This is a genomic window from Arthrobacter sp. RT-1, from assembly GCF_003367205.1.
In the GTDB taxonomy this organism is placed as follows: Bacteria; Actinomycetota; Actinomycetes; order Actinomycetales; family Micrococcaceae; genus Arthrobacter.
In genome coordinates, this window is record NZ_QRGQ01000005.1 from 52,131 (window position 1) to 73,594 (window position 21,464).

General features: G+C 66.3%; 19 protein-coding genes and 2 riboswitches. Of the genes, 14 read left to right on the forward strand and 5 right to left on the reverse strand.

Annotation, left to right across the window (positions count from 1 at the left end; all coding sequences use genetic code 11):
- Nucleotides 1–9: 9 nt before the first annotated feature.
- Together DXK94_RS05725 and DXK94_RS05730 are read right to left on the reverse strand one after the other, a co-directional pair.
- Nucleotides 10–2,508 carry a helicase-associated domain-containing protein gene (locus DXK94_RS05725; protein ID WP_115524207.1) on the reverse strand — a complete coding sequence of 833 codons (2,499 nt, stop codon included), beginning with the start codon at nucleotides 2,506–2,508 and terminating at the stop codon, nucleotides 10–12.
- A 10-nt stretch (nucleotides 2,509–2,518) separates the two neighbouring features.
- The gene (locus DXK94_RS05730) at nucleotides 2,519–2,752 is read right to left on the reverse strand and encodes a hypothetical protein (RefSeq protein WP_079597841.1); all 234 of its coding nucleotides are present in this window, start codon (nucleotides 2,750–2,752) and stop codon (nucleotides 2,519–2,521) included.
- A gap of 207 nt (nucleotides 2,753–2,959) precedes the next feature.
- On the opposite strand from DXK94_RS05730, the gene DXK94_RS05735 reads away from it, so the two are divergent.
- Both DXK94_RS05735 and DXK94_RS05740 read left to right on the forward strand, forming a co-directional pair.
- Entirely contained in the window at nucleotides 2,960–3,343 is a 384-nt protein-coding gene (locus DXK94_RS05735) for a cold-shock protein (protein ID WP_009358151.1), read from the forward strand.
- Nucleotides 3,344–3,349: 6 nt separating this feature from the next.
- Nucleotides 3,350–4,006 (forward strand): DUF3027 domain-containing protein, encoded by a 657-nt coding sequence (locus DXK94_RS05740; protein WP_115524208.1) that lies wholly within the window; start codon nucleotides 3,350–3,352, stop codon nucleotides 4,004–4,006.
- Nucleotides 4,007–4,112: 106 nt separating this feature from the next.
- Here the strand turns inward: DXK94_RS05740 and serC are convergent, their stop codons facing one another.
- The gene (gene serC / locus DXK94_RS05745) at nucleotides 4,113–5,243 is read right to left on the reverse strand and encodes a phosphoserine transaminase (protein WP_115524209.1); all 1,131 of its coding nucleotides are present in this window, start codon (nucleotides 5,241–5,243) and stop codon (nucleotides 4,113–4,115) included.
- 282 nt (nucleotides 5,244–5,525) lie between these two features.
- Between serC and DXK94_RS05750 the strand changes: the two genes are divergently transcribed.
- From DXK94_RS05750 to DXK94_RS05795, 11 genes are all read left to right on the forward strand, one after another.
- The gene (locus tag DXK94_RS05750; protein ID WP_079597838.1) at nucleotides 5,526–6,221 is read left to right on the forward strand and encodes a metal-dependent transcriptional regulator; all 696 of its coding nucleotides are present in this window, start codon (nucleotides 5,526–5,528) and stop codon (nucleotides 6,219–6,221) included.
- A gap of 116 nt (nucleotides 6,222–6,337) precedes the next feature.
- A riboswitch (cyclic di-AMP (ydaO/yuaA leader) is annotated at nucleotides 6,338–6,582 on the forward strand.
- A gap of 10 nt (nucleotides 6,583–6,592) precedes the next feature.
- The gene (locus DXK94_RS05755) at nucleotides 6,593–7,411 is read left to right on the forward strand and encodes a M23 family metallopeptidase (protein WP_115524210.1); all 819 of its coding nucleotides are present in this window, start codon (nucleotides 6,593–6,595) and stop codon (nucleotides 7,409–7,411) included.
- Nucleotides 7,412–7,533: 122 nt separating this feature from the next.
- A riboswitch (cyclic di-AMP (ydaO/yuaA leader) is annotated at nucleotides 7,534–7,718 on the forward strand.
- 70 nt (nucleotides 7,719–7,788) lie between these two features.
- Nucleotides 7,789–8,475 carry a C40 family peptidase gene (locus tag DXK94_RS05760; protein WP_115524211.1) on the forward strand — a complete coding sequence of 229 codons (687 nt, stop codon included), beginning with the start codon at nucleotides 7,789–7,791 and terminating at the stop codon, nucleotides 8,473–8,475.
- 159 nt (nucleotides 8,476–8,634) lie between these two features.
- Complete coding sequence (locus tag DXK94_RS05765; RefSeq protein ID WP_079597835.1) at nucleotides 8,635–9,396, forward strand: NlpC/P60 family protein; 762 nt, start codon at nucleotides 8,635–8,637, stop codon at nucleotides 9,394–9,396.
- A gap of 284 nt (nucleotides 9,397–9,680) precedes the next feature.
- The gene (locus DXK94_RS05770; protein WP_079597834.1) at nucleotides 9,681–10,181 is read left to right on the forward strand and encodes an HNH endonuclease; all 501 of its coding nucleotides are present in this window, start codon (nucleotides 9,681–9,683) and stop codon (nucleotides 10,179–10,181) included.
- 49 nt (nucleotides 10,182–10,230) lie between these two features.
- Nucleotides 10,231–10,890, forward strand: coding sequence for a molybdenum cofactor guanylyltransferase (locus DXK94_RS05775; RefSeq protein WP_258868447.1), 660 nt, complete (start codon nucleotides 10,231–10,233; stop codon nucleotides 10,888–10,890).
- 15 nt (nucleotides 10,891–10,905) lie between these two features.
- The gene (locus DXK94_RS21370; RefSeq protein WP_176156879.1) at nucleotides 10,906–11,199 is read left to right on the forward strand and encodes a DUF6457 domain-containing protein; all 294 of its coding nucleotides are present in this window, start codon (nucleotides 10,906–10,908) and stop codon (nucleotides 11,197–11,199) included.
- On the forward strand, nucleotides 11,196–12,572 hold the full coding sequence (locus DXK94_RS05780) for a molybdopterin molybdotransferase MoeA (RefSeq protein WP_115524212.1): 1,377 nt from the start codon (nucleotides 11,196–11,198) through the stop codon (nucleotides 12,570–12,572). Before DXK94_RS21370 ends, DXK94_RS05780 begins: the two co-directional genes overlap by 4 nt.
- A gap of 111 nt (nucleotides 12,573–12,683) precedes the next feature.
- On the forward strand, nucleotides 12,684–13,562 hold the full coding sequence (gene fdhD, locus DXK94_RS05785) for a formate dehydrogenase accessory sulfurtransferase FdhD (protein WP_115524213.1): 879 nt from the start codon (nucleotides 12,684–12,686) through the stop codon (nucleotides 13,560–13,562).
- A gap of 124 nt (nucleotides 13,563–13,686) precedes the next feature.
- Nucleotides 13,687–16,719, forward strand: coding sequence for a glycoside hydrolase family 38 C-terminal domain-containing protein (locus tag DXK94_RS05790; protein WP_115524214.1), 3,033 nt, complete (start codon nucleotides 13,687–13,689; stop codon nucleotides 16,717–16,719).
- Between the two features lie 52 nt (nucleotides 16,720–16,771).
- Entirely contained in the window at nucleotides 16,772–17,878 is a 1,107-nt protein-coding gene (locus DXK94_RS05795; RefSeq protein ID WP_115524296.1) for an LLM class flavin-dependent oxidoreductase, read from the forward strand.
- Nucleotides 17,879–18,080: 202 nt separating this feature from the next.
- Here the strand turns inward: DXK94_RS05795 and DXK94_RS05800 are convergent, their stop codons facing one another.
- The gene (locus DXK94_RS05800; protein WP_115524215.1) at nucleotides 18,081–18,818 is read right to left on the reverse strand and encodes a hypothetical protein; all 738 of its coding nucleotides are present in this window, start codon (nucleotides 18,816–18,818) and stop codon (nucleotides 18,081–18,083) included.
- Entirely contained in the window at nucleotides 18,815–19,552 is a 738-nt protein-coding gene (locus tag DXK94_RS05805; protein WP_115524216.1) for a hypothetical protein, read from the reverse strand. The genes DXK94_RS05800 and DXK94_RS05805 overlap by 4 nt, the downstream gene beginning before the upstream one ends.
- Before the next feature lie 251 nt (nucleotides 19,553–19,803).
- On the opposite strand from DXK94_RS05805, the gene DXK94_RS05810 reads away from it, so the two are divergent.
- Nucleotides 19,804–21,459, forward strand: a complete 1,656-nt coding sequence (locus DXK94_RS05810; protein ID WP_115524217.1) for an ABC-F family ATP-binding cassette domain-containing protein — start codon at nucleotides 19,804–19,806, stop codon at nucleotides 21,457–21,459.
- Nucleotides 21,460–21,464 lie beyond the last annotated feature (5 nt).

Sequence of the window (21,464 nt, forward strand, 5' to 3'; positions counted from 1 at the left end):
GGGAGTCCTTCACTGGTGCAGTTCTTCTGCAGCCTCAATGTCGATAATGCGGTGGATGGACAGGACGCGTTCCGTTTCCTTCGCGGGGTCGAACACCCGCACGCGTCCGCCGCTCACCGATAAGGGAACAACGATTTCCAGGTTGGCATTCCCCAGGCTGTCCACCACGTTCATGCTGATCCGCTGCTTCAGCCTGATGGCACGCTGCAGGGCCTCAAGCCCCAGCTGGGTGGCCGCTTCGCCTGAGTGGTCCCCTGACGGGGCCTGGCCGCCGTGGGCATGGCGTCCGACGGCGGGAGCGGCGTGCCGCAGCACGGCCAGTTGGGCGTCCACGTCCTCGGCTGCCGGCGCAGTGCGCGGTGCCGTGTAGACCGGCCGAAGGCTTTCCTGGGCGGCAGGAGTTTTGCGGAGCCGGACTGCGGGGTCTTCTGTTCCTTCGACCGTGGGGGAGAGGCCCAGGCTCCGCAGGACCTGGGCTGCCTCCCTCGGCGGCGCAGTGGATATCACAACAGTGGGCGCGATGCGGACCAGGCCCAGCCGGGCGGCTTTGGGCCCGGACAGGAGCTCGGCAAGGGCTGATTCGTCGTCGCTCTGGATGAAGCTGGCGGCCGCACCTACCCGCAGCCTGCCGTGCCGCGACGCGGTGTCCTCCACGAGGTATTCAAGCGGCTGGGGAACGGCGGTGGCGGAGTGTTCCCGCAGGAAGTCCAACAGGCCGGCGGCGTCGTAGCCGGCGTCGAGGGCGCGCCGGATGGAGTTGTCCGAGAACCGGTAGATGGTGGCGGGGCCCTGGCCTTCGGCATCGGCCATCACCAGAAGCTTTTCGGTCAGTTCAGGGGCCAGGTAGCCCGGCGCGACGGCGGTCAGGTCGGCCTGCAGGAGGACGTGGTTCAGCGCGGCAGGCAGGTGCTCGCCCAGGATGTCGAGGGCGGCATCGGGCCGGTCTTCGGCGAAGGCGCTGCCCAGCTGGCTCAGGGCGCCGGATCCCACCAGGCCGAGCAGTTCGGCTTCGGCGAGGACGCCCCGGATCAACGAACTGAACCGCCGCGCCATGCGTGGCTGGGCCCACTCGGCACGCTGGAGGACCGCGGCGGCGTCGAGCACCGGCGCCGTGCCGTCCGGCGCTGCCGCTTCGGTGGTGAGCTGGTGCAGGATTTCCAGGATGCGCTTGCGGATCACGGGAGCGTCGGGGCGCTGGGGCTCGGCGGACAACGCCACGATGGTGCTGCCGGAGGCCGTGCGGTGCCCTCCAGCCCCCTGGGCCCCATTGACGGGCTGGCCTACCAGCGACGGGACGCGTTCGCTGGCCAGCCAGGCGTTCACCAGCCACAGCCACTGTTCCTGGCGGGGGAGGACAAGCCACTCAAGCTGCGGGGGCTGGACCCAGGAGGAGGAATCGACATCGAGCCGGATCAGGCCCGCAAGTCCGCACAGTTCCAGCAGCAGCCCCACGCGTGCCTGGTCCACCCGGAGCTCGTCGGCGAGCCGGCGCATCTCCCGGACCCCCACCCCGCCGCTGCGCAGCGTGGCGAGCGGCTGCTCCCGTACGGCATGCAGCAGCTCACCCACCAGCCGCAGGGTTTCCGAGATGGCACTCATCGCCGCGTTCCTGCGCAGCAGTGCGGTGGTCCGGCCCAGTTCCGGGATGGGCGGTGAGAGCGTGAAATCGTTGATGATGGCTCCGCCACGCAGGGACACCCCTACGCTGTGCGGCAGCTCGACGTGTGCAGCATCCAGCGGCACCAGCAGGCCGCGGGCCAGAAGCCAGTCAACGGGCCCGACGTCGGACCCCTCCGTGGTGATGGAGGCTTTGCGCTGCGCCTGGGGGACGGCACCCATGGCCCAGTTGCGGAACCTGGCGAGCAACGCCGTCGTCCGCTCAGGGGCTCCGGCGAGGATCTCCTGCAGCGCCTCGGGGGAAGAGGTCCAGTGCTGGAGGGCGAGGGCTGCCTCCATGGGGGTAGTGGCGTCGTGGATCGCGACGCCGCTGCGGTGCAGTTCGGAGACCAGCTGGACCGCCCGCTGCGCGAACGCCGGCTGGAGGCGGACCAGCTCGGTGTAGCTCCTGCCCAGGCCTGCCGGGTAAAGGCCCACCACGTCCTTGAGGCAGCCCACCGGAAGGTAGAAGCGCTGCCTGGCGGCGGAGGACGGAGTTCCGTGCGGCGGCGATGCCCGGTGTACCAGGGCCAGTTCCTGCAGCGTTGCCAGGATCCGTTCAACTGCGGCGAGCGTGGCGCCGGAGATCATTTTCCTGAGACCGGCCGCCGAGGCGCTGTGCTCAGTGTCCGTGTTGGTGCACAAATGGAGGGTTTCGAGGACCTGCATCTGCGGCCGGTTGAGCCGTTCGAGGGCCCGTTGGACGCTGACCCGTGCACTTGCCCGTGCGGCGAGGGCGGAAAAATCCGGAACAGTGGGGGAGATGAGGTCCGGCCGCGCGGCGAACAGCGCCCGCAACGAGTCATCGCTGCGTGCCTCAAGGTCCTTGCTGAGCGCGCGAATAAGGGACATCAGTCCAACGTTACCGCTGGTCAGGCTTTCCTGCCCGGCGGCGCCCGGCAACACTGTCCAGAACAAGGAAAAGCATAAGGAGGAACGCCACAGGCAAACCGTACAGTGCGGAATAGGTGACCCACGCCGGCGCCACCGAGCCGGCGAAGGCAAGCGCCATGACGGCTCCCACGGCGGCCAGGGAGAGCACGGCAATGACTGCGGCGACGATCATGATGGGCCGCCGGTAGCGCGAGGGTGTCATGGACGTAACGCTACAGCGCCTGCGGCGGCGGGCGTGAACGGCGTTACCTGACGCCGTTGAAAGCAGGATTCGGGCACCGGGCAGGATAACCTTGAAAGATACAGACCAACACGGTTTGCAGCTGCCATACCTTGAACCCGCACAACACTGCGGATGCGGTGGCGGCCGGCCGTGTCTCACGACAGCAGAACGAAGAAGGTTGATTACGTGCCTACCGGCAAGGTCAAGTGGTATGACAAGGACAAGGGCTTCGGGTTCCTCGCAGGCGAGGACGGCCAGGAGGTTTTCCTGCCCAAATCGTCGCTGCCCGAGGGTGTAACGGAGCTCAAGGCCGGCACTCGCGTGGAGTTCGGCGTTGCCGACGGCCGGAAAGGTGCGCAGGCCCTGGGCCTGCGTGTCCTGGACAAGACGCCGTCCATCGCCAAGGCCAAGCGGCCCAGCGCAAGGGACCTTGCACCGCTGGTTCAGGACCTGGTGAGCGTGCTGGACAACCTGTCCGGCACCCTGTCCAAAGGCAAATACCCGGAAGGCAACAAGGGCAAGGCCATCGCCGCTGCCCTGCGTAAGGTTGCCGACGAGCTGGACGTTTAGGCACCGATGAGTCCGGAAGCTGAACAGCCGGCGGCACAGGCACAGGACCAGGCAGGTCCCACTCCGGGGGAGGCCGGGACCGCAGCCCCCGCAGGTGCGAAAAGCATTGCAAAGCGCCCGCCGGCAGGTGTGCCGGTGTGGCGGACCGGCAAGCCTGATGCCTTCCTGGCTGCCGCCGTCGACACCGCCCGCGCCGCCCTGGAGGGCATCACCGCCGCCTCCGACATCGGGCCCCACCTCGCGGCCAAGAGCGAGGGCGACCGCCTGGTGACGCACCTGTTCGAGTCGAAGCTTGCCGGCTACGGAGGGTGGCAGTGGTACGCGGTTCTTACCCGTAACTCCCGTTCGAAAGTAGTTACCGTCAGCGAGCTGGGCCTGCTGCCGTCCGAGAATTCCATCCTGGCCCCGGAGTGGGTGCCGTGGGCGGAGCGGGTCCGGCCTGAGGACGCGCAGGACCAGGAAGCGGAGGCTTCGGAACAGGAGACGGCGCCGGCGGACGCCGCCGGACCGGTTTTGGACGGGGTACCGTCAGGGCATGAGGGTACCGGCCAGGACGTGGAGCCTACGGAGGTGGAGGCCACGGATCTCGAGGCAACGGACTCTGATCCAGCGGACACTGATTTTGGGGAGCAGTCTGCCGGGGACGACGCCGGCACACCGTAAGTGCCGACGTCGCCCAACGGGAGACATGCAAAGCGGGGACCTACAAACGGCGCCGCCCGGGCAGGACCCGGGCGGCGCCGTCGAACGTTAAAGGTGTCCCTGCGGCCTACTTCCGCAGCTCGCCCACCACATAGTCGATGCTTGCCAGCAACGCGGAAACATCAGCGGGCTCGATGGCAACGAATGTTGCGATGCGCAGCTGGTTGCGGCCAAGCTTCCGGTACGGCTCGGTGTCCACAATGCCGTTGGCGCGCAGGACCTTGGCCACCACGGCGGCGTCCACGGACTCGTCAAAGTCGATGGTGGCGATGACGTTGGAGCGTTCATCCGGGTTGGCGACGAACGGGGTGGCGAATTCCGAAGCCTCAGCCCATGAATAGATGCGGCCAGCAGAGTCCGCCGTGCGCTTGGCCGCGAATTCGAGGCCGCCGTTCGAGTTCAGCCACTGCACCTGGGCATCCAGGGTCACCAGGGTGGACAGCGACGGGGTGTTGTAAGTCTGGTTCAGGCGCGAGTTGTCGATGGCGGTCTGCAGGTCCAGGAAATCCGGGATCCAGCGGTCACTGGCCTTGATCCGGGCGGCGCGTTCCACGGCAGCGGGGGAGAACAGGCCAAGCCACAGTCCGCCGTCGGAGGCAAAGTTCTTTTGCGGTGCAAAGTAGTAGACGTCGCTCTCTGCAACGTCTACGTCCAGGCCGCCGGCAGCCGAGGTGGCGTCCACCAGCACCAGCGCGCCCTCATCGGCACCTGCCACCCGCTGCACGGGAGCGGAAACACCCGTGGAGGTCTCGTTCTGGGGCCAGGCGTAAACGTCCACGCCTGCTTCGGCCGTGGGCACAGGGCGGGTGCCCGGCTCGGACTTAAGGATTGAGGAGGCATCCAGGAAAGGAGCCTTGTTGGTTGCGGCCGCAAACTTGGACCCGAACTCACCGAAGGACAGGTGCTGGGCCTTCTTCTCCACGAGTCCGAAGCTGGCAATATCCCAGAATGCCGTGGAGCCGCCCACGCCCAGGACTACTTCATAACCTTCGGGTGCGCGGAAGAACTGGCTCAGGCCTTCGCGGACCGAGCCAACGAGGTTCTTGACCGGGGCCTGCCGGTGGGAGGTACCCAGGATGTTCTTTGATGCCGCGGACAGCGCATCAATCTGCTCCTGCCTGACCTTGGAAGGTCCTGCGCCGAACCGCCCGTCCTGAGGCAGGAGGTCGGCGGGAATAGTGATGCTGGGTTCGCTCACAGGGGCTCCAATTTCGGCGTGGACGTGGCTTTGGTCCGAACGGGTGGATGGTCGCTGGCCGGCAGTCGGCAATGACTGCAACTGAGGCCTTTCCCATTCTGCCTGAACAGCTGTTTCGGCGGGAACCGGACCCGTCATAGTCCAGCCATTGAGACGTCCTGGGGGCAACCGCGAACTATTCGGACAAAGTCAAAATAGGCTAAGCTTGCCACCGGACTACGTCGCAGTGATAGGCGATACGGTGGGACAACGCAAGGTACTGCGCTCGAGGAGCTGAGCTGGATGACGGATCTGATCGACACTACGGAAATGTACCTTCGCACCATTTTGGAGCTTGAGGAAGAGAACATTATTGCCCTGCGGGCCCGTATTGCCGAGCGGCTCCGCCACTCGGGACCCACGGTCTCCCAGACCATCGGCAGGATGGAGCGGGACGGGCTGGTGGTGGTGTCCGGCGACCGGCACCTTGAGCTCACCGAAACCGGCCGTAAGCGCGCCACCGAAGTGATGCGCAAGCACCGGCTGGCCGAGAGGCTCCTGGCCGACGTCATCGGACTCGATTGGGCGTACGTGCACGACGAAGCCTGCCGGTGGGAACACGTCATGAGCGAACGGGTGGAGCGGCGCATCTACGAGATGCTCGACCACCCCACGGAGTCGCCCTACGGCAATCCCATCCCGGGACTCGCTGCCCTGGGCGGCCAGCCCCTGCCGGGCGGTTCCGACGGAGCCGTGAGCCTGCTGGAAGCGATGAAAACGTACGGTCCTGCGTCGACGGTCACCGTCAGCCGGCTGGCCGAACCCATCCAGGTGGAGCCCGAACTGCTGGTCCAGCTTGATGAGGGCGGCATCCGCCCCGGCGCCACCGTGTCGCTCGAACGGGTGGGGGACTACATCTCCGTGCGGGTACCCGGCATCGAAGGTGCGCTGGAGCTTCCTCCGGAAGTGGCCGCCCACGTGTTTGTCACGGTCCGGTAGAGGACCCGCCCGGGCGCGATTACCCTATCGAATGGCATTTAGGCAAAGATAACGGAATTGTTACTTTGGGGTTTAAGCCTCTATAGTTGAACGCGAGCGTTGATACTAAAGCGTTACCTGATCCGGAGCCGAGCTCTGCCAGCGGACCAGGTGCACGAGCAATAACTGGCAGAGGCGGGGGAACCACAAGCGGCAGCGGGGGGACTGCCTTGGGGTGAAGTCCGTCAGCAGCAAGCCTCTTCCAGCGAAGGAACCCTTTCCGGGGATATCTCTGTGCCGAAGCTTGCCTACGGCGGACCGGGTCTTTGAACTCTCTGACCCGAATCCGACAGCTAACTTCGCAGGCTTTCAGAGAGGAATCCTTCTTGTCCATGCAGACCTCCAGGGGGCGCCGCCGCGCGGCCATCCCCGCTTCGACACCGCGTGTCGTCGAAGTCATCCACACGGAGCGCCCCCGCGATCTCCACCGTGATGCGCGCCGCCGTCGGGGTCCCTTCCAGCAGATCACCGAGTTTGCCTCCGCCAGCGGCATCGGCCAAAAAGCCGGTATTGCCCTTGCTGCCACCGGCCTGGTGCTGACCGTGACTGTTCCGGCCACCAGCCCCGTGATGGCCACCGACGCCGCAGGCACACCTGTCGCTGCCTCGGCAGTTACGCCCCAGCCGGCTGTCACAGCCGAGGCGGGAGCCCAGATTGACTTCAGCCGCTCGGCGGTTGTCACGCAGGCTGACCCGGACGGCAAGCTTAAGCAGCTCCTCAGTGCCCAGTCTGCCGGCGCCGTCTCGAGCGCCGCTTCTGCCGGGAGCCTTGGTGCCCCGCTCGCCACCATGTCCACTGCATCCCCCTTCGGCTACCGTGTCAGCCCCATCACCGGCGGCTCGGGCGACTTCCACCGGGGCCAGGATTATGTGGCACAGTGCGGCACCTCCGTCCTCGCTGCTGCCACCGGCACCGTGACATTTGTTGGCTGGCACCAGTACGGCGGTGGAAACCGCGTTGTGGTGGACCACGGCAACGGCCTGGAGACCACCTACAACCACCTGTCGTCCTTCAATGTGACAGAAGGCCAGACGGTCTCCCGCGGCGACGTTGTCGCGTTGAGCGGGACCACCGGAGCTTCCACCGGCTGCCATCTCCACTTTGAGGTGCAGGTCAACGGCGAAGTTGTCGATCCCACGCGCTGGCTTTAGTCAAATGAGTGCAATGTCTCACTTGGGTGTTACCAGCCGTGACCTGAATGTGACATTGCTGCAAAACTCCTGTACCGTCTAACTCGCGTCAACTTTTCCGAAGTTGACGCTCTTGAGTGGATTGCCTAGCTCTGCCACCGCTCAAGGTCCGTTCGCATTTCATCGTCTGGCAGGGGCGGGGGAACCAATTCTGGCCTTCTTCATGAAGGCCTTGGGGTTAAGTCGCAAAGCTTCCTTGGAAGCCGCGCGGCCGGGTGACTCCCATCCGAATCCGACAGCTCACCTCGCAGGCATTGGGAGAGGCTACCTTCGTGTCTTCACGCCATAATTCTGCGCGCCACCGTGCACAAACGGTTCGTACCAACCCTTTGGATGCCATGTCCAAGGCTGTTAGTGCCAATGCCGGGACAGTAGGTCGCCAGGCAGCAGTTGTCGCAGCTGCTTCCGGTCTTGTTCTTGGTATGGGGCTGCCTGCCACTGCAGCGGACACCACCGCTGGTGTCTCCGCTTCCACCGAGTCGGGTTCCGCGCAGACCGCCCTTGCCGTCACCGCCGAGCCCACCGCGACCGTTTCCTTCGAGCGTCCCGTGGTGACCACCATCGCTGCGCCGAAGATCGAGCCGGTCCGTGCCCAGTCCACCGACGCCGACGAAGCCGACGCCGACGATGATTCAGCTGCGGCCACCACTGCATCCACCGCAGAAAAGGCAGTGGCGGCGGCCAGCTCAGCAGCCACCTCCGGCCTCGCGGCCATCGCCTACACCGGCATCGGGAGCCCCTACGTCTGGGGCGGCACCACCCCCAACGGCTGGGACTGCTCAGGCTTCACCCAGTGGGTCTACGCCCAGGCCGGCATCAGCATCCCGCGCGTCAACGCCTGGACGGCCATGACACCCACCTCCACCCCGCAGCCGGGCGACCTGGTCATGCAGAATGGCGGCGCACACGTGGGCATCTACGTTGGCAACGGCATGATGATCAGCGCCCTCAACCCTTCCCAGGGCACGCTGCTGCACTCCGTGGCCGCCACCGGAACCTCCTCCTTCTACACCCTGGGCAAATAGTTCTTGGGAGCTTCGGCCCCGGGAACTATTTCTTTGCCCCCTGTTTTTCGCTAGATCACACATCCCCGTTCGGGGCGCGCCGACATACCCCCAAGATGCCGGCGCGTCCAAAACTCTCGGGCTGCCCACAGGCCCCGAGGAAATCGAAAGAGAGAACTGATGACTACTCGTGCTACCGCACGGCACCGCGCCGAGGTCACCAAAACCAACTCAATCGCCGTCATTGCCAAGGCTGTCGGCGATAACGCAGGCGGCGTGGGCCGCCAGGCCGCGGTTATTGCCGCCGCTTCCGGCCTGGTCCTGACCAGCGGCATTGCAGCCAACGCTGCTGATGCCAACATCCAGCGGGACTCCGCTTCCGCCTCGACGCTGGAAGTCGAGTCCGCTGTTGAAGCCCCCATCTCCGCGGCTTCCACCATCGCCATCACCTACGAAAAGCCCGCCGTGACCACCACGCCGGCCCCGGTTGTTGTCGAGGAAGAGCCCGAGGTTGAGGTTCAGGAAGCCGCTCCGGCAGCCCAGCCTGTGGCAGCTCCGAAGGTCACCGCCACGGTTACCGCTGCTCCCGCCCCCGCAGCTCCGGCGTCAGCCAGCGGCAAGGGTGCGGCCATCCTGTCCGCCGCCTACGCCCAGCTGGGTGTTATGCAGGACTGCACCATGCTGGTGACCAACTCCCTGGCCGCCGTGGGCATCAACTTCCACGACTGGCCTGCAGGCTACCTGTCCCTCGGCCGCACGGTCAGCGCCGCGGAAGCCCAGCCCGGCGACCTGATCTACTACGCCGACGGCGGCGCCGGCATGGCCCACGTTGCTGTCTACGCCGGCAACGGCCAGGCCGTGCACGGCGGCTACAACGGCAACCAGACGGTTGTCTTCAGCGCCAACGTAGGTTCCGGCCCGGTATTCATCCGCGTGAACTGACGTTCCCGACGGGACGCCTGGTTGATCCCCGGCTGACCTGACGGACTGTCCGCTTGAAGGAACATGACCCCTGCCTTTGTGGCAGGGGTCATGTTCGCTTTAACGGACTGGGCGCACCCTGTGGCCCGCCCTGCGCCCCCATGATGCAGGAGGGCGATGCCGGCCAGATTAGCCGATAGTGGACTTCTTTGTTTACTCTTGTGGTGTCGATCCATAGCCCGGACCATGCCGAGGGCAGCCGGCCCTCGTGCCCCTGACGGGTGCGGCCGTGAAGAGGTACGTGCATGCGCACTCTCGTTCTGAATGCTGGATATGAACCGCTGGCGGTTATTTCATTCCGCCGGGCGCTGGTGCTTGTGCTGACCAACAAGGCGAGCGTGGTGGCTGAGGGGGACGATCCCGTGGTGGGTCCCCAGGAGATCCTGGGCCGCCCGTCCGTGATACTCCTGAACCGCTACATCCGTCCCAGATACAACCACGCCACCGCCGTCAGCCGGCGGGGTGTGCTCAGGCGGGACGGGCACAAGTGCGCGTACTGCGGAAAAGCGGCCCACACCATTGACCATGTCCATCCAAAATCCCGCGGTGGTGCCGATTCGTGGGAGAACCTGGTAGCCGCCTGCCTCCGCTGCAATAACGCCAAAGGGGACCATACCCCGGCCGAAATGGGCTGGAAGCTGCGGTTCGTGCCGGAGCCTCCTCACGGCACCATCTGGCAGATTAAGGAACTGGAAAAGCCCACGCCGGCGTGGGATCCGTTCCTGTTGCCCGAACGCGCTGCCTGACCTGCCTTCCGCACCCCGCCACATCCGTGACCGCCGGTAGGCTGGGACCGTGGAATCGAACATGCCGTCCTTTGATGCCCTGATCCTGGCGGGGGGCCGGTCCGCACGGCTTGGCGGAGTGCCGAAGCAGACCCTGCAATTCCAGGGTGCCAGCCTGCTGGAGCGCTCCCTTGCTGCCGCTGCAGCGGCCCGGCGCATTGTGGTGGTGGGTCCGCCCGGGCTGATTCCGGAGGGCATCCTGTCCTGCCGTGAACAGCCCGAGTTCGCCGGGCCGGCAGCCGCGATTGCCGCCGGTCTGGACACCCTCGCCGGCGCGGGGGCGGGGTCCGACTACACTCTGGTGCTCGCCTGCGACATGCCGCTGGTGACCGACGCGGTCAGTGTGCTCCAGGCGTCCCTGGCAGCCGGGGAACGAACGGGGGCGGACGCAGTCCTGGCCCGGACTGAAGACGGCACACCGGCAGGCCGGATCCAGCCACTGGCCGGTTTTTACCGCACAGGTGCGCTAAAAAAGGCTGCGCAGGATCTTGCGTCCCGGGGAGCCTTGATTAACGGTTCTGTCCGCTCGCTCCTTGCTAGTCTGGACGTGCAGCTTGTCAGCGTTCCCGCCGCGTCCACAGCAGACGTGGATACGTGGGACGATGCCGCCGCACTAGGGATTGCCGCCGGCAACCAGGACAAGGACCATGGCCGTCCCGGCCGCAGTTAACGTGGGAGGCAGTTCATGAAGAGCCAGGATGAAACGCTGGAGGAATGGTGCAGGTCCCTGCTCCAGGCCTATGAACTCGAGGACGTCCAGGTAGACGTCAACGCCATCCTGTCCCTTGCCGGCGTAGCAGCCCACTCCGTGGTCCGCCCGGCTGCTCCGCTCACCACGTTCATTGCCGGCTTTGCCGCCGGCCTGGCCTCCGGCTCCGGCCGCACAACGGATGCCGCGTCCATGGACTCTGCCCTGGCCGTGGCGCGTTCACTTGCTGCCGACTACGACGCTGAAGCCGCCGGGACCCCCGGCGAATGACCGGGGAACCCCAGGGAGAAGCAGGTAGACCCGAAGGGCAGGACACCCCGCACCACCTTGCCCACACATGGGAGGAAGCACGGCAGGCAGCGTTTGATGCTGCCACGCCGATTCCTGCCGGGCCGGTGGCCCTGGAGCTTGCCCTGGGCCGCCGCCTGGACCAGGACATTGTGGCACTGCAGGACATGCCGCACTATGCGTCCTCGGCCATGGACGGATGGGCTGTCAACGGCACCGGCCCGTGGATCCTCGTTGAGCCGGGAGCCAGGCTGGCGCCGCACCAGGCCAGCCCCATCGTGACCGGCGGCCTGATTCCGCCCGGCGGCAAGGCGATACTGCGCAGCGAGGGCGCCGTCCTGGGCAAGGACGACGACGGTCTCCCCATCCTGGAAACCGGTGGAACCGCGCGACCGGGGGAGCCGCGCAACGGCCAGCACATCCGGAAGGCGGGGGAAGAGGCCAGGGAAGGGGACATCCTGGTCAAAGCCGGGGTGGAACTGAATCCCGCGCATCTGGCACTCGCCGCCCTTGCCGGCCACGATGAGGTGCGCGTCCAGGGCAAACCCCTGGTGCGGCTGCTGCTGACCGGCTCCGAGGTCGTGGCGGAGGGCCTTCCGGTTCCGGGCCAGGTGCGCGACACTTTCGGCCCCCAGCTGCCGGCAGTGGTCGCGATGCTCGGCGGCATTGCCGGGGGACAGCAGAAAATCGGCGATTCCTACGGGGAATGGCTCGCGGGCCTGGAGGACGTGGTCCCGGAGGCGCCCGGCGCACCGGACTTGCCGGCCGACGTCGTGATCACCACAGGCGGGACCGGACGCTCCGGCACGGACCACCTGCGCCGCGCGGTTGCCGAGCTGGGCGGGCGGCTGGTCATCGACGGCGTGGCCATGCGCCCCGGGCATCCCGCCGTCCTGGCTGAGCTGCCGGACGGCAGGTTCGTGCTGGGCCTGCCGGGAAATCCGCTGGCGGCAATGATGGCATTGTCAACAGTGGGTGCCCCCCTGCTGGCTGCCCTGGGCCACGGCACCATGCCCTCCGTACAGGATGTGCCGTGCGGAACAATGATCGAACCCGATCCCGGGCGCACCCGGCTGATGCCTTTCCGCCTCCTCTACGGCATGGCATCCCCGGCCCAGCACACGGGGCCGGGGATGATGCGGGGATTGGCTTCTGCCGACGGCGTCATGGTGGTGCCGCCACACGGTGTGCAGCTGGGTGAGCCGGTGCCGGCTTTCGCCTTGCCGTGGGGTCCGCCAATTCCCGCCCCCGCTGAAACCCCGGCCAAGGCCAAGCCCCGCAGTGCGGGCCGGACTGCACGGACGGGCACCAAACCCGCGGACGGTCCGGTGGACTGGAGTGCCCTTCTTGGCTGAGCGGCGTGCAGGGTTATCGTGCAGGGTTAAGAGGGTTGGTTCAGCGGTGCACCTGGTTGAGCCGGGTCCCCGCGGTTGTCATGATGGAGTTATGAACAGGCAAGGTGGGACATGGGACGCGTAACCCAGCGCCGCAAGGTGCACAAGTATGTTCTGGACGGCTCACCGAACGCCATCGAGTTCCCCGTCCGGTACCGGGAGGACGTCCTGGCTGTCGAGGAACCGCTGGAGATCCGCTTGGGATCCCTCTCCTTCTCCGTCACCATGCGGACACCAGGCGACGACTTTGACCTGGTGGCCGGTTTTCTGGTGTCCGAGGGTGTCATCTGGTCTGCTGAACAGCTCGTTTCCCTGCGGTTCTGTGCCGGCGAAGACGAAGACGGAGTCCAGACATTCAACGTGGTGGAGGCGCAGCTGCGGCCGGACGTCCCGCTTCCTGCCACCGGACGCAACGTGTATACGTCCAGTTCCTGCGGCATCTGCGGTACGGACTCCATAGAATCGGTCCGCAAATCCTCGCATTACAGCCCCCAGTCCGATCCCGTGACGGTGGATGCCCAGGTCCTTGCCTCGCTGCCGGCACTGCTCCGCCAGTCCCAGCGCCTCTTTGACGACACCGGGGGAGTGCACGCGGCCGGCCTGTTCAAGGTGGAGGACGACGGCGGTGTAAAGCTTTTGTGCCTCCGCGAGGACGTGGGGCGGCACAACGCCGTGGACAAGGTGGTGGGCTGGGCGCTGCGCGAAGGCCTTCTCCCGCTGCGCGGAACGGTCCTCCAGGTATCGGGCAGGGCATCCTTCGAGCTGGTCCAGAAAGCCGCCATGGCAGGAATTCCCGTGCTGGCCGCCGTCAGCGCTCCCTCCAGCCTGGCCGCTGAACTGGCCGAGGCCGGCGGAGTGACGCTGGCGGGATTCAGCCGGGGTACCAGCCTGAACGTGTACGCCGGCAACGCCCGCATCACCGGGCCCGTGGTTCCCGTGCCGTCTGCGTGAGCTTTCCCCGCCGGGAGTTTCCGGGCACGCTCGCAGAAGGGGTTGGATATCAGGCTACTAGCGGGTAGATTTGTCCATCGAATGGACACGATAGTCCACTTTCATACTTTGAAGAAGGCCCATATTGCATGACGACCGCCGGATCACGGAAGTCCGCCTGGAGAGGTTTGTGCGTGAGCGCATCAACCCCGCCGTGTACAGCAGGAGCCTTCCCCTTGCCCTGAGCAGCTGGGACGTGCCGGACGAACCGGTCCCCGCGCTGGAGGCCATGCGGCAGGAATTCCGGCCGCAGGAGCACGGCGCCCCGTGGGGAAAGCCGTGGGGCACCAAATGGCTCCGCCTGCAGGGCGAAGTCCCCGAATCGTGGGGTACCGAACCTGATACCACCGTGGAAGTTGTGGTGGACCTCGGCTTCACCATCGAAACCCCGGGCTTCCAGTGCGAGGGCATTGCCTGGCGGCCGGACGGCACCATCATCAAAGCCGTCTCGCCGCGGAACCAATACATTCCCCTGAAGCTGCTGGGTGGGGGCATGGCCGTGGATTTCTACGTGGAGGCCGCCGCCAATCCGGATGTGGCCCAGGGCTGGACCTTCGCCGCCACGCCGTACGGTGACAAATCCACCGCCGGAACAGCCCCTCAGTACCGGCTGGGACCCATTGCCATCGCCGAGCTGAACCAGACCGTGTGGGAGCTGCAGCAGGATGTCTGGACCCTGGCAGGACTGATGGAGCAGCTGCCCCTGGAGCTGCCCCGCCGCCATGAAATCCTCCGGGCCCTGGAACGCATGATGGACGTGATGGATCCGGACGATGTTGCCGGAACCGCCGCAGCAGGACGCGATGCGCTCGCCGGGGTCCTGGCCCGGCCTGCCTACGCATCCGCCCACCAGCTGGTTGCCACCGGGCACGCGCACATCGACTCCGCCTGGCTCTGGCCGGTCCGGGAAACAATGCGCAAATGCGCCCGGACGTTCTCCAACGTGGTGTCCCTTATGGACGAGAACCCGGACTTCGTCTTCTCCTGTTCCTCGGCGCAGCAGCTTGCCTGGATCAAGGAGTTCTACCCTGAGCTGTTCAGCCGGATCCGGGAAAAGGTCCGTTCGGGCCAGTTCGTACCCGTGGGCGGCATGTGGGTGGAATCGGACACCAATATGCCCGGCGGCGAAGCCATGGCGCGGCAGTTCGTGGAAGGCAAGAGCTTCTTCCTGGCCGAGTTCGGCATCGAATGCCGGGAAGCCTGGCTGCCCGACTCGTTCGGGTACTCCGCAGCCCTGCCGCAGATCGTGAAATCCGCCGGCAGCCGCTGGTTCCTGACCCAGAAGATCTCCTGGAACCAGACCAACAGGATGCCGCACCACACTTTCAACTGGGAGGGCATCGACGGCACCCGGCTTTTCGCCCACTTCCCGCCGGTGGACACCTACAACTCGGAACTCAGCGCACGCGAACTCGCCCATGCCGAGCGGAACTACCGTGACCATGGCCGGGGAACAGTCTCGCTGGTGCCGTTCGGCTATGGTGACGGCGGCGGCGGGCCTACGCGGGAAATGCTGGCCGCAGCAGCCCGCACCGCCAACCTGGAAGGCTCCCCGAAAGTCCGGATTGGATCGGCGGAAAGTTTCTTCCAACAGGCTGAGGAAGACTACCCGGCACTGCCCGTATGGGTGGGCGAGATGTACCTCGAGCTGCACCGCGGCACGTACACCAGCCAGGCCCGGACCAAGAAGGGCAACCGGCGCAGCGAACACCTGCTGCGGGAAGCGGAACTGTGGTGCGCCACCGCCGCCGTCCGGACAAACGGCGCCCACGCCTACCCCGCGGCAGAACTCAAGCGCCTGTGGCGGCTGGTGCTGCTGCAGCAGTTCCACGACATCCTTCCGGGCAGCTCCATCGCCTGGGTCCACCAGGATGCCGAGCGCAACTACCAGGCGATCGAAACCGCCCTGGAAACACTCATCGGCCAGGCCGCTGCCGCTGTGCTCGGTCCGGGGGAACGGCAGTTCCTGCTGAACGCAGCACCCCACCCGCGTGACGGCGTCCCGGCGCTGGCAGCGGCGGAACGTGCCACCCATCCTGAGGCCGTGCGTGCCACAGCCGATGCCGGCGGCTACATCCTGGACAACGGCATCATCCGCGCCGTCCTGGACGCCGATGGCCTGCTCACCTCGCTGGTGGATTACGCCAGCGGACGCGAAGCGATTGCCCGGGGCGAGCGCGGGAACCTGCTGGAACTGCACCGGGACACCCCCAACGAGTGGGACGCCTGGGATATCGATGAGTTCTACCGGCGCAACGTCACGGCCCTGGCCACCGCACTGTCCGTGAGCCTTGAAGAGCACGGCGGCGCCGCCGTCGTGGTGGTGGAACGGCTGGCCGGTACCTCACCGCTCACACAGCGCATCACCCTGGAGCCTGGAAGCCCCTCGCTGTCCATTACCACTGCCGTTGACTGGCAGGAACGCGAGAAGCTGCTGAAGCTCGGTTTCGCCCTGGACGTCCGCGCGGACCGGTCCGCCGCCGAAACCCAGTTCGGGCACGTTTTCCGGCCGACGCACACCAACACCTCCTGGGAAGCTGCCAAGTTCGAGATCTGCGCCCACCGGTGGATCCACGTGGCTGAACCCGGCTACGGGGTGGCGGTGTCAAATGCGTCCACCTACGGGCACGACGTGGGCAGGAGCGTCAGGGCTTCCGACGGCGGCACCACCACCACTGTGCGCCTGTCGCTGCTGCGCGCCCCCAAGTTCCCGGACCCGGAAGCGGACCGCGGCGATCACGAACTGACCGTCACCATCCGTCCCGGCGCCGATATCGCCGACGCTGTCCAGGAGGGCTACCGCACCAATCTGGCTCCACGCCTGGTCCGCGGCGCCTCCCCGGTTGAACCACTGATTGCCGTATCCAATCCCGGGATGGTGATTGAAGCCGTCAAGCTTGCCGAGGACGCTTCGGGCGACGTGATCGTCCGGCTGTACGAATCATTGGGGCAACGCTCGGCCGGAAGGATCACTGCAAACTTCGAGGTGGGGGCCATCCAGCCCGTGGATCTCCTGGAGCGCGAAGTTCCCGCTCCGGGCGTGCAGGCGGACGAAACGGGCGCAACACTCCACCTGCGTCCCTTCCAGCTGGTCACCCTGAGGTTCGTCCGCCCGTAGTCCGCCTTCCCGCCGCGGGAATATGCAAACGCATCCAATGCTTGTAGTCGGCATGGAACTGGGAATTTTTACCTTCGGCGATATCCACGCAGACCCCGTCAGCGGGGTGGCTGTCTCCCCGGAGCAAAATACGCTTGACCTGCTCGAGCGCGCACGGCTGGCGGACCAGGTGGGGCTGCACTATTTTGGCGTGGGGGAGCACCACCGCCCGGACTACTCGGTTTCCGCGCCGTCGGTTGTACTGGCCGCGGCGGCCGCCCAGACGCGGAACATCAAGATCGGCAGTGCCGTGACGGTGCTCAGCACCGAGGATCCCGTGCGGGTGTTCCAGCAATTCGCCACCCTCGACCTCATTAGCCAAGGCAGGGCGGAACTCACCGCGGGCCGCGGCAGCTTCATCGAGTCGTACCCGCTCTTCGGGGCGAAGCTGGAGGACTATGACGCGCTGTACGAGGAAAAGCTGGACCTGCTGCTGAAGCTCAATGCTGCCGGGCGCGTTACATGGAATGGCAGGTTCCGGCCGCCCTTGGACGATGCACTCATCCTCCCCAGGCCCTATCCCGGTCCGGACGGGCAGCGGGCACTGGACATCTGGATCGCCACGGGCGGTACCCCGCAGTCCACCGTCCGGGCAGCTGAGCTGGGCAAGAGCGTGATGTATGCCCTGCTGGGTGGTTCAATCCGCAATTTTGAACGCCACGCGGAGCTGTACCGCGAGACGGCGGCCCGCCACGGGCATGCGCAGGATGGGCTGAAAGTTGGCGTGAGTACGCCGGGGCTTGTCCTCCGCGACGGGACATCCGGCGGGGCCAGGGCCAAGGAAACCTTCCGCCCCTACTGGCTCGACACGATGCGCCGGATTTCTGCCGAGCGGGGCTTTCCCACGCCCAGCGGACTCACGTACAACATGGAGACTGCCCCTGGCGGTTCGCTCTTCGTGGGCAACGCTGAGCAGGTGGCGGAAAAGATCATCCGGATGCACGGCCACATGCAGCAGCACCGGCAGATCTTCCAGCTGGACTTTTCATCGGTACCTCAGCGCCTGGTGCTTGAGTCCATAGAGCTGCTCGGAACGGAAGTCCTGCCGCTGGTCAGGAAGGAACTGGGTGCCGCGGCGCCGGGAGGATCCGCAGCTGCGGTGAATGCGGCTCAGGCCTGACACGCAGGCAATACCGGGCTTAAATAGGCTGAGTGGGGGCGGTCCCCAACGGCCGCCACCACTCATCCCCCCAATGTCGTGTGAAGGCCCCCGGGGCGGGAGCGTCCAAGAATTTATCCCCGTTCGTAAACGCCCTGCGCCCCACCTTCACACATTCATGATTGTTTCACATTCTAATGATTTTGTGAAAGCGCTTAGGGAGTTACTTTTCGGTATATGTCTCCCTGCCGCCCCCAGTCCTGCCGTTTTTCACCCTCGCCGCCCAAATCAGCGCCAAACCAATCACAAAACACAGCACCGCCGTATAGTTCACCACGAACTCAACCGCGGCCCAGTCCCGCGGGATGACCGGGAAAAGCAGGGTGAGGGCGATGGCGATCCCGCCCCCTGCCAGCAGTCCGGCAGCGACGCGCACCAGGCCCGGCAACCGGCTTCCCACGGCGCGGACCATGGCTGGCAGCAGAACCAGCGAAACATAGGAGGGATACGCCCGGCCGGCCGCGCCGTAGTACTCCACCAGCAGGCCGTTGCGGGCATCCTTCCTGGCCGGGCCCACAAGCCCCGCCGAGGAGCCAGCGGTGTCCATCATGAAGAACACCGCCACCATGGCCAGGGAGATCAGCAGCAGGACGGCCATTCCGGCCCTTCCCGTGATGAGCCGGTAGGCGCCCTCGGCACCAAACCCCTTCGTGACCCGGACGCCCACAAAGTAGATGGCGGCGAAAATGACGAAGCGCAGCAGCAGGTTGGCAATGTTGCTGCCGCCCAGGGCCTGGTCGATGGCAACGTAGGGCGCCTCGATGCTCAGGAGGATGGCCAGGGTCATCAGGGCGAAGATGTAGAACAGCGACCTGTTCTTCCCGCGCAGCGCACTGGGTATGCGGGCCACCGCGATCAGGCCGCACACGGCCAGCGTGGTCCACTGAAGAATTGCAATCATCCCAGGTTCTCCCAGATCTTTTCCGTCTGCGCTTGGTCGTGCTCCTGCCGGCGCAGGACTTTGCCCAGGGCCTGCAGCCTGTCACCCGCAAGGGCAGTAAGGTCGCCGTCGGACATGCTGTCCAGCGCCGCCTGCCGGGCATCCGGTGGCCACCCGGCCTCTTCCTCGGTGATAAGGCCGGTGGCAACCAGGCCGCCCGCCGGTCCCACGCCGGCCGCCAGCGCCGTGGCCACCGCGAGTTCGGGGGACAGTCGGTTGGCGGTCAACTGCGCGGAATAGTTTTGCGGCGCAACTCCTGTGGCGGCCGAGACCCGGTGCCGCACCTCGCCGTCGTCGATGGCATCCACCCAGTTCTTGACGGAGGTGGCGTGCGGTGCCGGGCTCAGCGCGGGAGGCTTCTCCCGGGATCGCCGCGCAGGGTCCATCGCCTGCCTGGCCAGCAGGGACCGGAGGAGGTCCGGCGTCGAGATCTGGCTGACCAGCTCACAGCGCCTAGGGGGACGCGGAGGCCCGGCCAGTTCCCGGTACGGCTCGAAGTCAGCCAGGGCCGCCACCGGATTGATGTTGTAGGCGCGGCTGATGCTGACCACGGTACTGACGGAGATCTTGCCCCGGACCAGCTGCTGCGCAAGGGTGGTCCGTTTGATCCCGGAGACCCTGCAGACATCTGCCGTGCTGGCATCGGGGGCGATGCCCTGCAGCCAGCGCTGGAACGCCTTGGCGGGAAGGGTCATGAAGGGCTCTCTGCAGAACGGACGGTTGACTAGATTTTAGCGCGCCGGTGCGGAGCCGATTTTACCGCCCGTGGTGTTTCGACTATGCTTGATGGTCGAGCCCGTTGGTCCGTACACCCCCCAAGTCCGGACCAGCGGGTTCTTTTATGTCTTGCGGCCCGGCGGCATTTTCCCTGCTGTTCTGCACGGGCAATGCCGGCACGGTTCCGGCAGGAAACCGGCTGCGGATGCGCCGGTGAAAGGACGGATCGATGACTGCAACCCTTGTTGCCAAGGACGTCGCCGGCGGCCACGACCACCGCCAGCTTTTCTCCCGGCTTTCCCTCACGGTTGCTCCCGGTGACGTGGTGGGAGTGGTGGGTGCCAACGGTGCGGGCAAATCCACCCTGCTGCGGCTCCTCGCCGGCGTCGACCAGCCGCAGGAAGGCTCTGTCAGCCTTGCTCCCGCCGATGCGTTCGTTGGCTGGCTTCCCCAGGAACATGAACGGGTGTCCGGCGAGACGGTGGCTGGATACATCGCCCGGCGCACGGGCTGCGCACAGGCCACCGCGGAGATGGAATCCACGGCAGAAGCATTGGGTGCAGGCGCGCCGGGTGCCGATGACGCCTACGCCCACGCTTTCGACAGGTGGATGGCCTCCGGAGCCGCGGACCTTGACGACCGCATCCCCGCCGTCCTGGCGGACCTGGGACTGGAGGCGGGCTCCGATGCACCCATGACCGGACTTTCCGGCGGCCAGGCCGCCCGTGTCGCCCTGGCGGCGCTGCTCCTCAGCCGGTTCGACGTGGTCCTCCTGGACGAGCCCACCAACGACCTTGACCTGGCCGGCCTCGCCAAGCTGGAGGACTTCGTCAAAGGCCTCCGCGGCGGCGTGGTCCTGGTCAGCCACGACCGCGAGTTCCTGGCCCGCTGCGTCACCACCGTGGTGGAACTGGACCTGGCACAGAACGCGGTAGCCGTTTACGACGGCGGCTACGACGCCTTCCTGGAAGAGCGGGCCGTCGCGCGCCGGCACGCCCGCGAAAAGTACGAGGAGTTTGCCACCACCAAGGCAGACCTTGTCTCACGTGCGCGGACGCAGCGCGAGTGGAGCTCGCAGGGCGTCCGGAACGCCATGAAGAAGAGCCCCGACAACGACAAGATCCGCCGGGCAGCCAGCACCGAGTCCTCGGAAAAGCAGGCCCAGAAAGTCCGGCAAATGGAATCCCGCATTGCCCGGCTGGACGTGGTGGAAGAGCCGCGCAAGGAATGGCAGCTCCAGTTCTCCATCGGCAAGGCCCCCCGCTCCAGCGCCGTGGTGGCAACCCTCCGCGACGCCGTGCTGCGGCAGGGAAGCTTCACCCTGGGACCGGTCAACCTGCAGCTCAACGCGGGGGAGCGGATCGGCATCACCGGCCCCAACGGAGCCGGCAAGTCCACCCTGCTTCGCCTGCTCCTGGGCGCGGCCGAACCCGATTCGGGCAGCGCCTCGATGGGCACCTCTGTTGCCATTGGCGAGATTGACCAGGCACGCGGGCTGCTGGCGGGGCACCTTGCCCTGGCAGACGCCGTCGAGGCCGTCCTGGTGGACCAGACCCCGGCAGAGGTCCGTACCCTCCTGGCGAAATTCGGCCTGAAGGCGGACCACACGGCCAGGGCGGTTGACTCCCTCTCGCCGGGAGAACGGACCCGCGCCGCATTGGCCCTGCTCCAGGCGCGCGGCGTGAACCTCCTGGTCCTTGACGAACCCACCAACCACTTGGACCTGCCGGCCATCGAGCAGCTGGAAGAGGCACTGGACAGCTACGACGGCGCACTGCTCCTGGTGACCCACGACCGGCGGCTGCTGGAGAACGTGCGCCTGGATGTACGTTGGGATGTGGACAGCGGGACGGTCACCGAGCAGCGCATCGGCAGCAGTATTTGAACGGA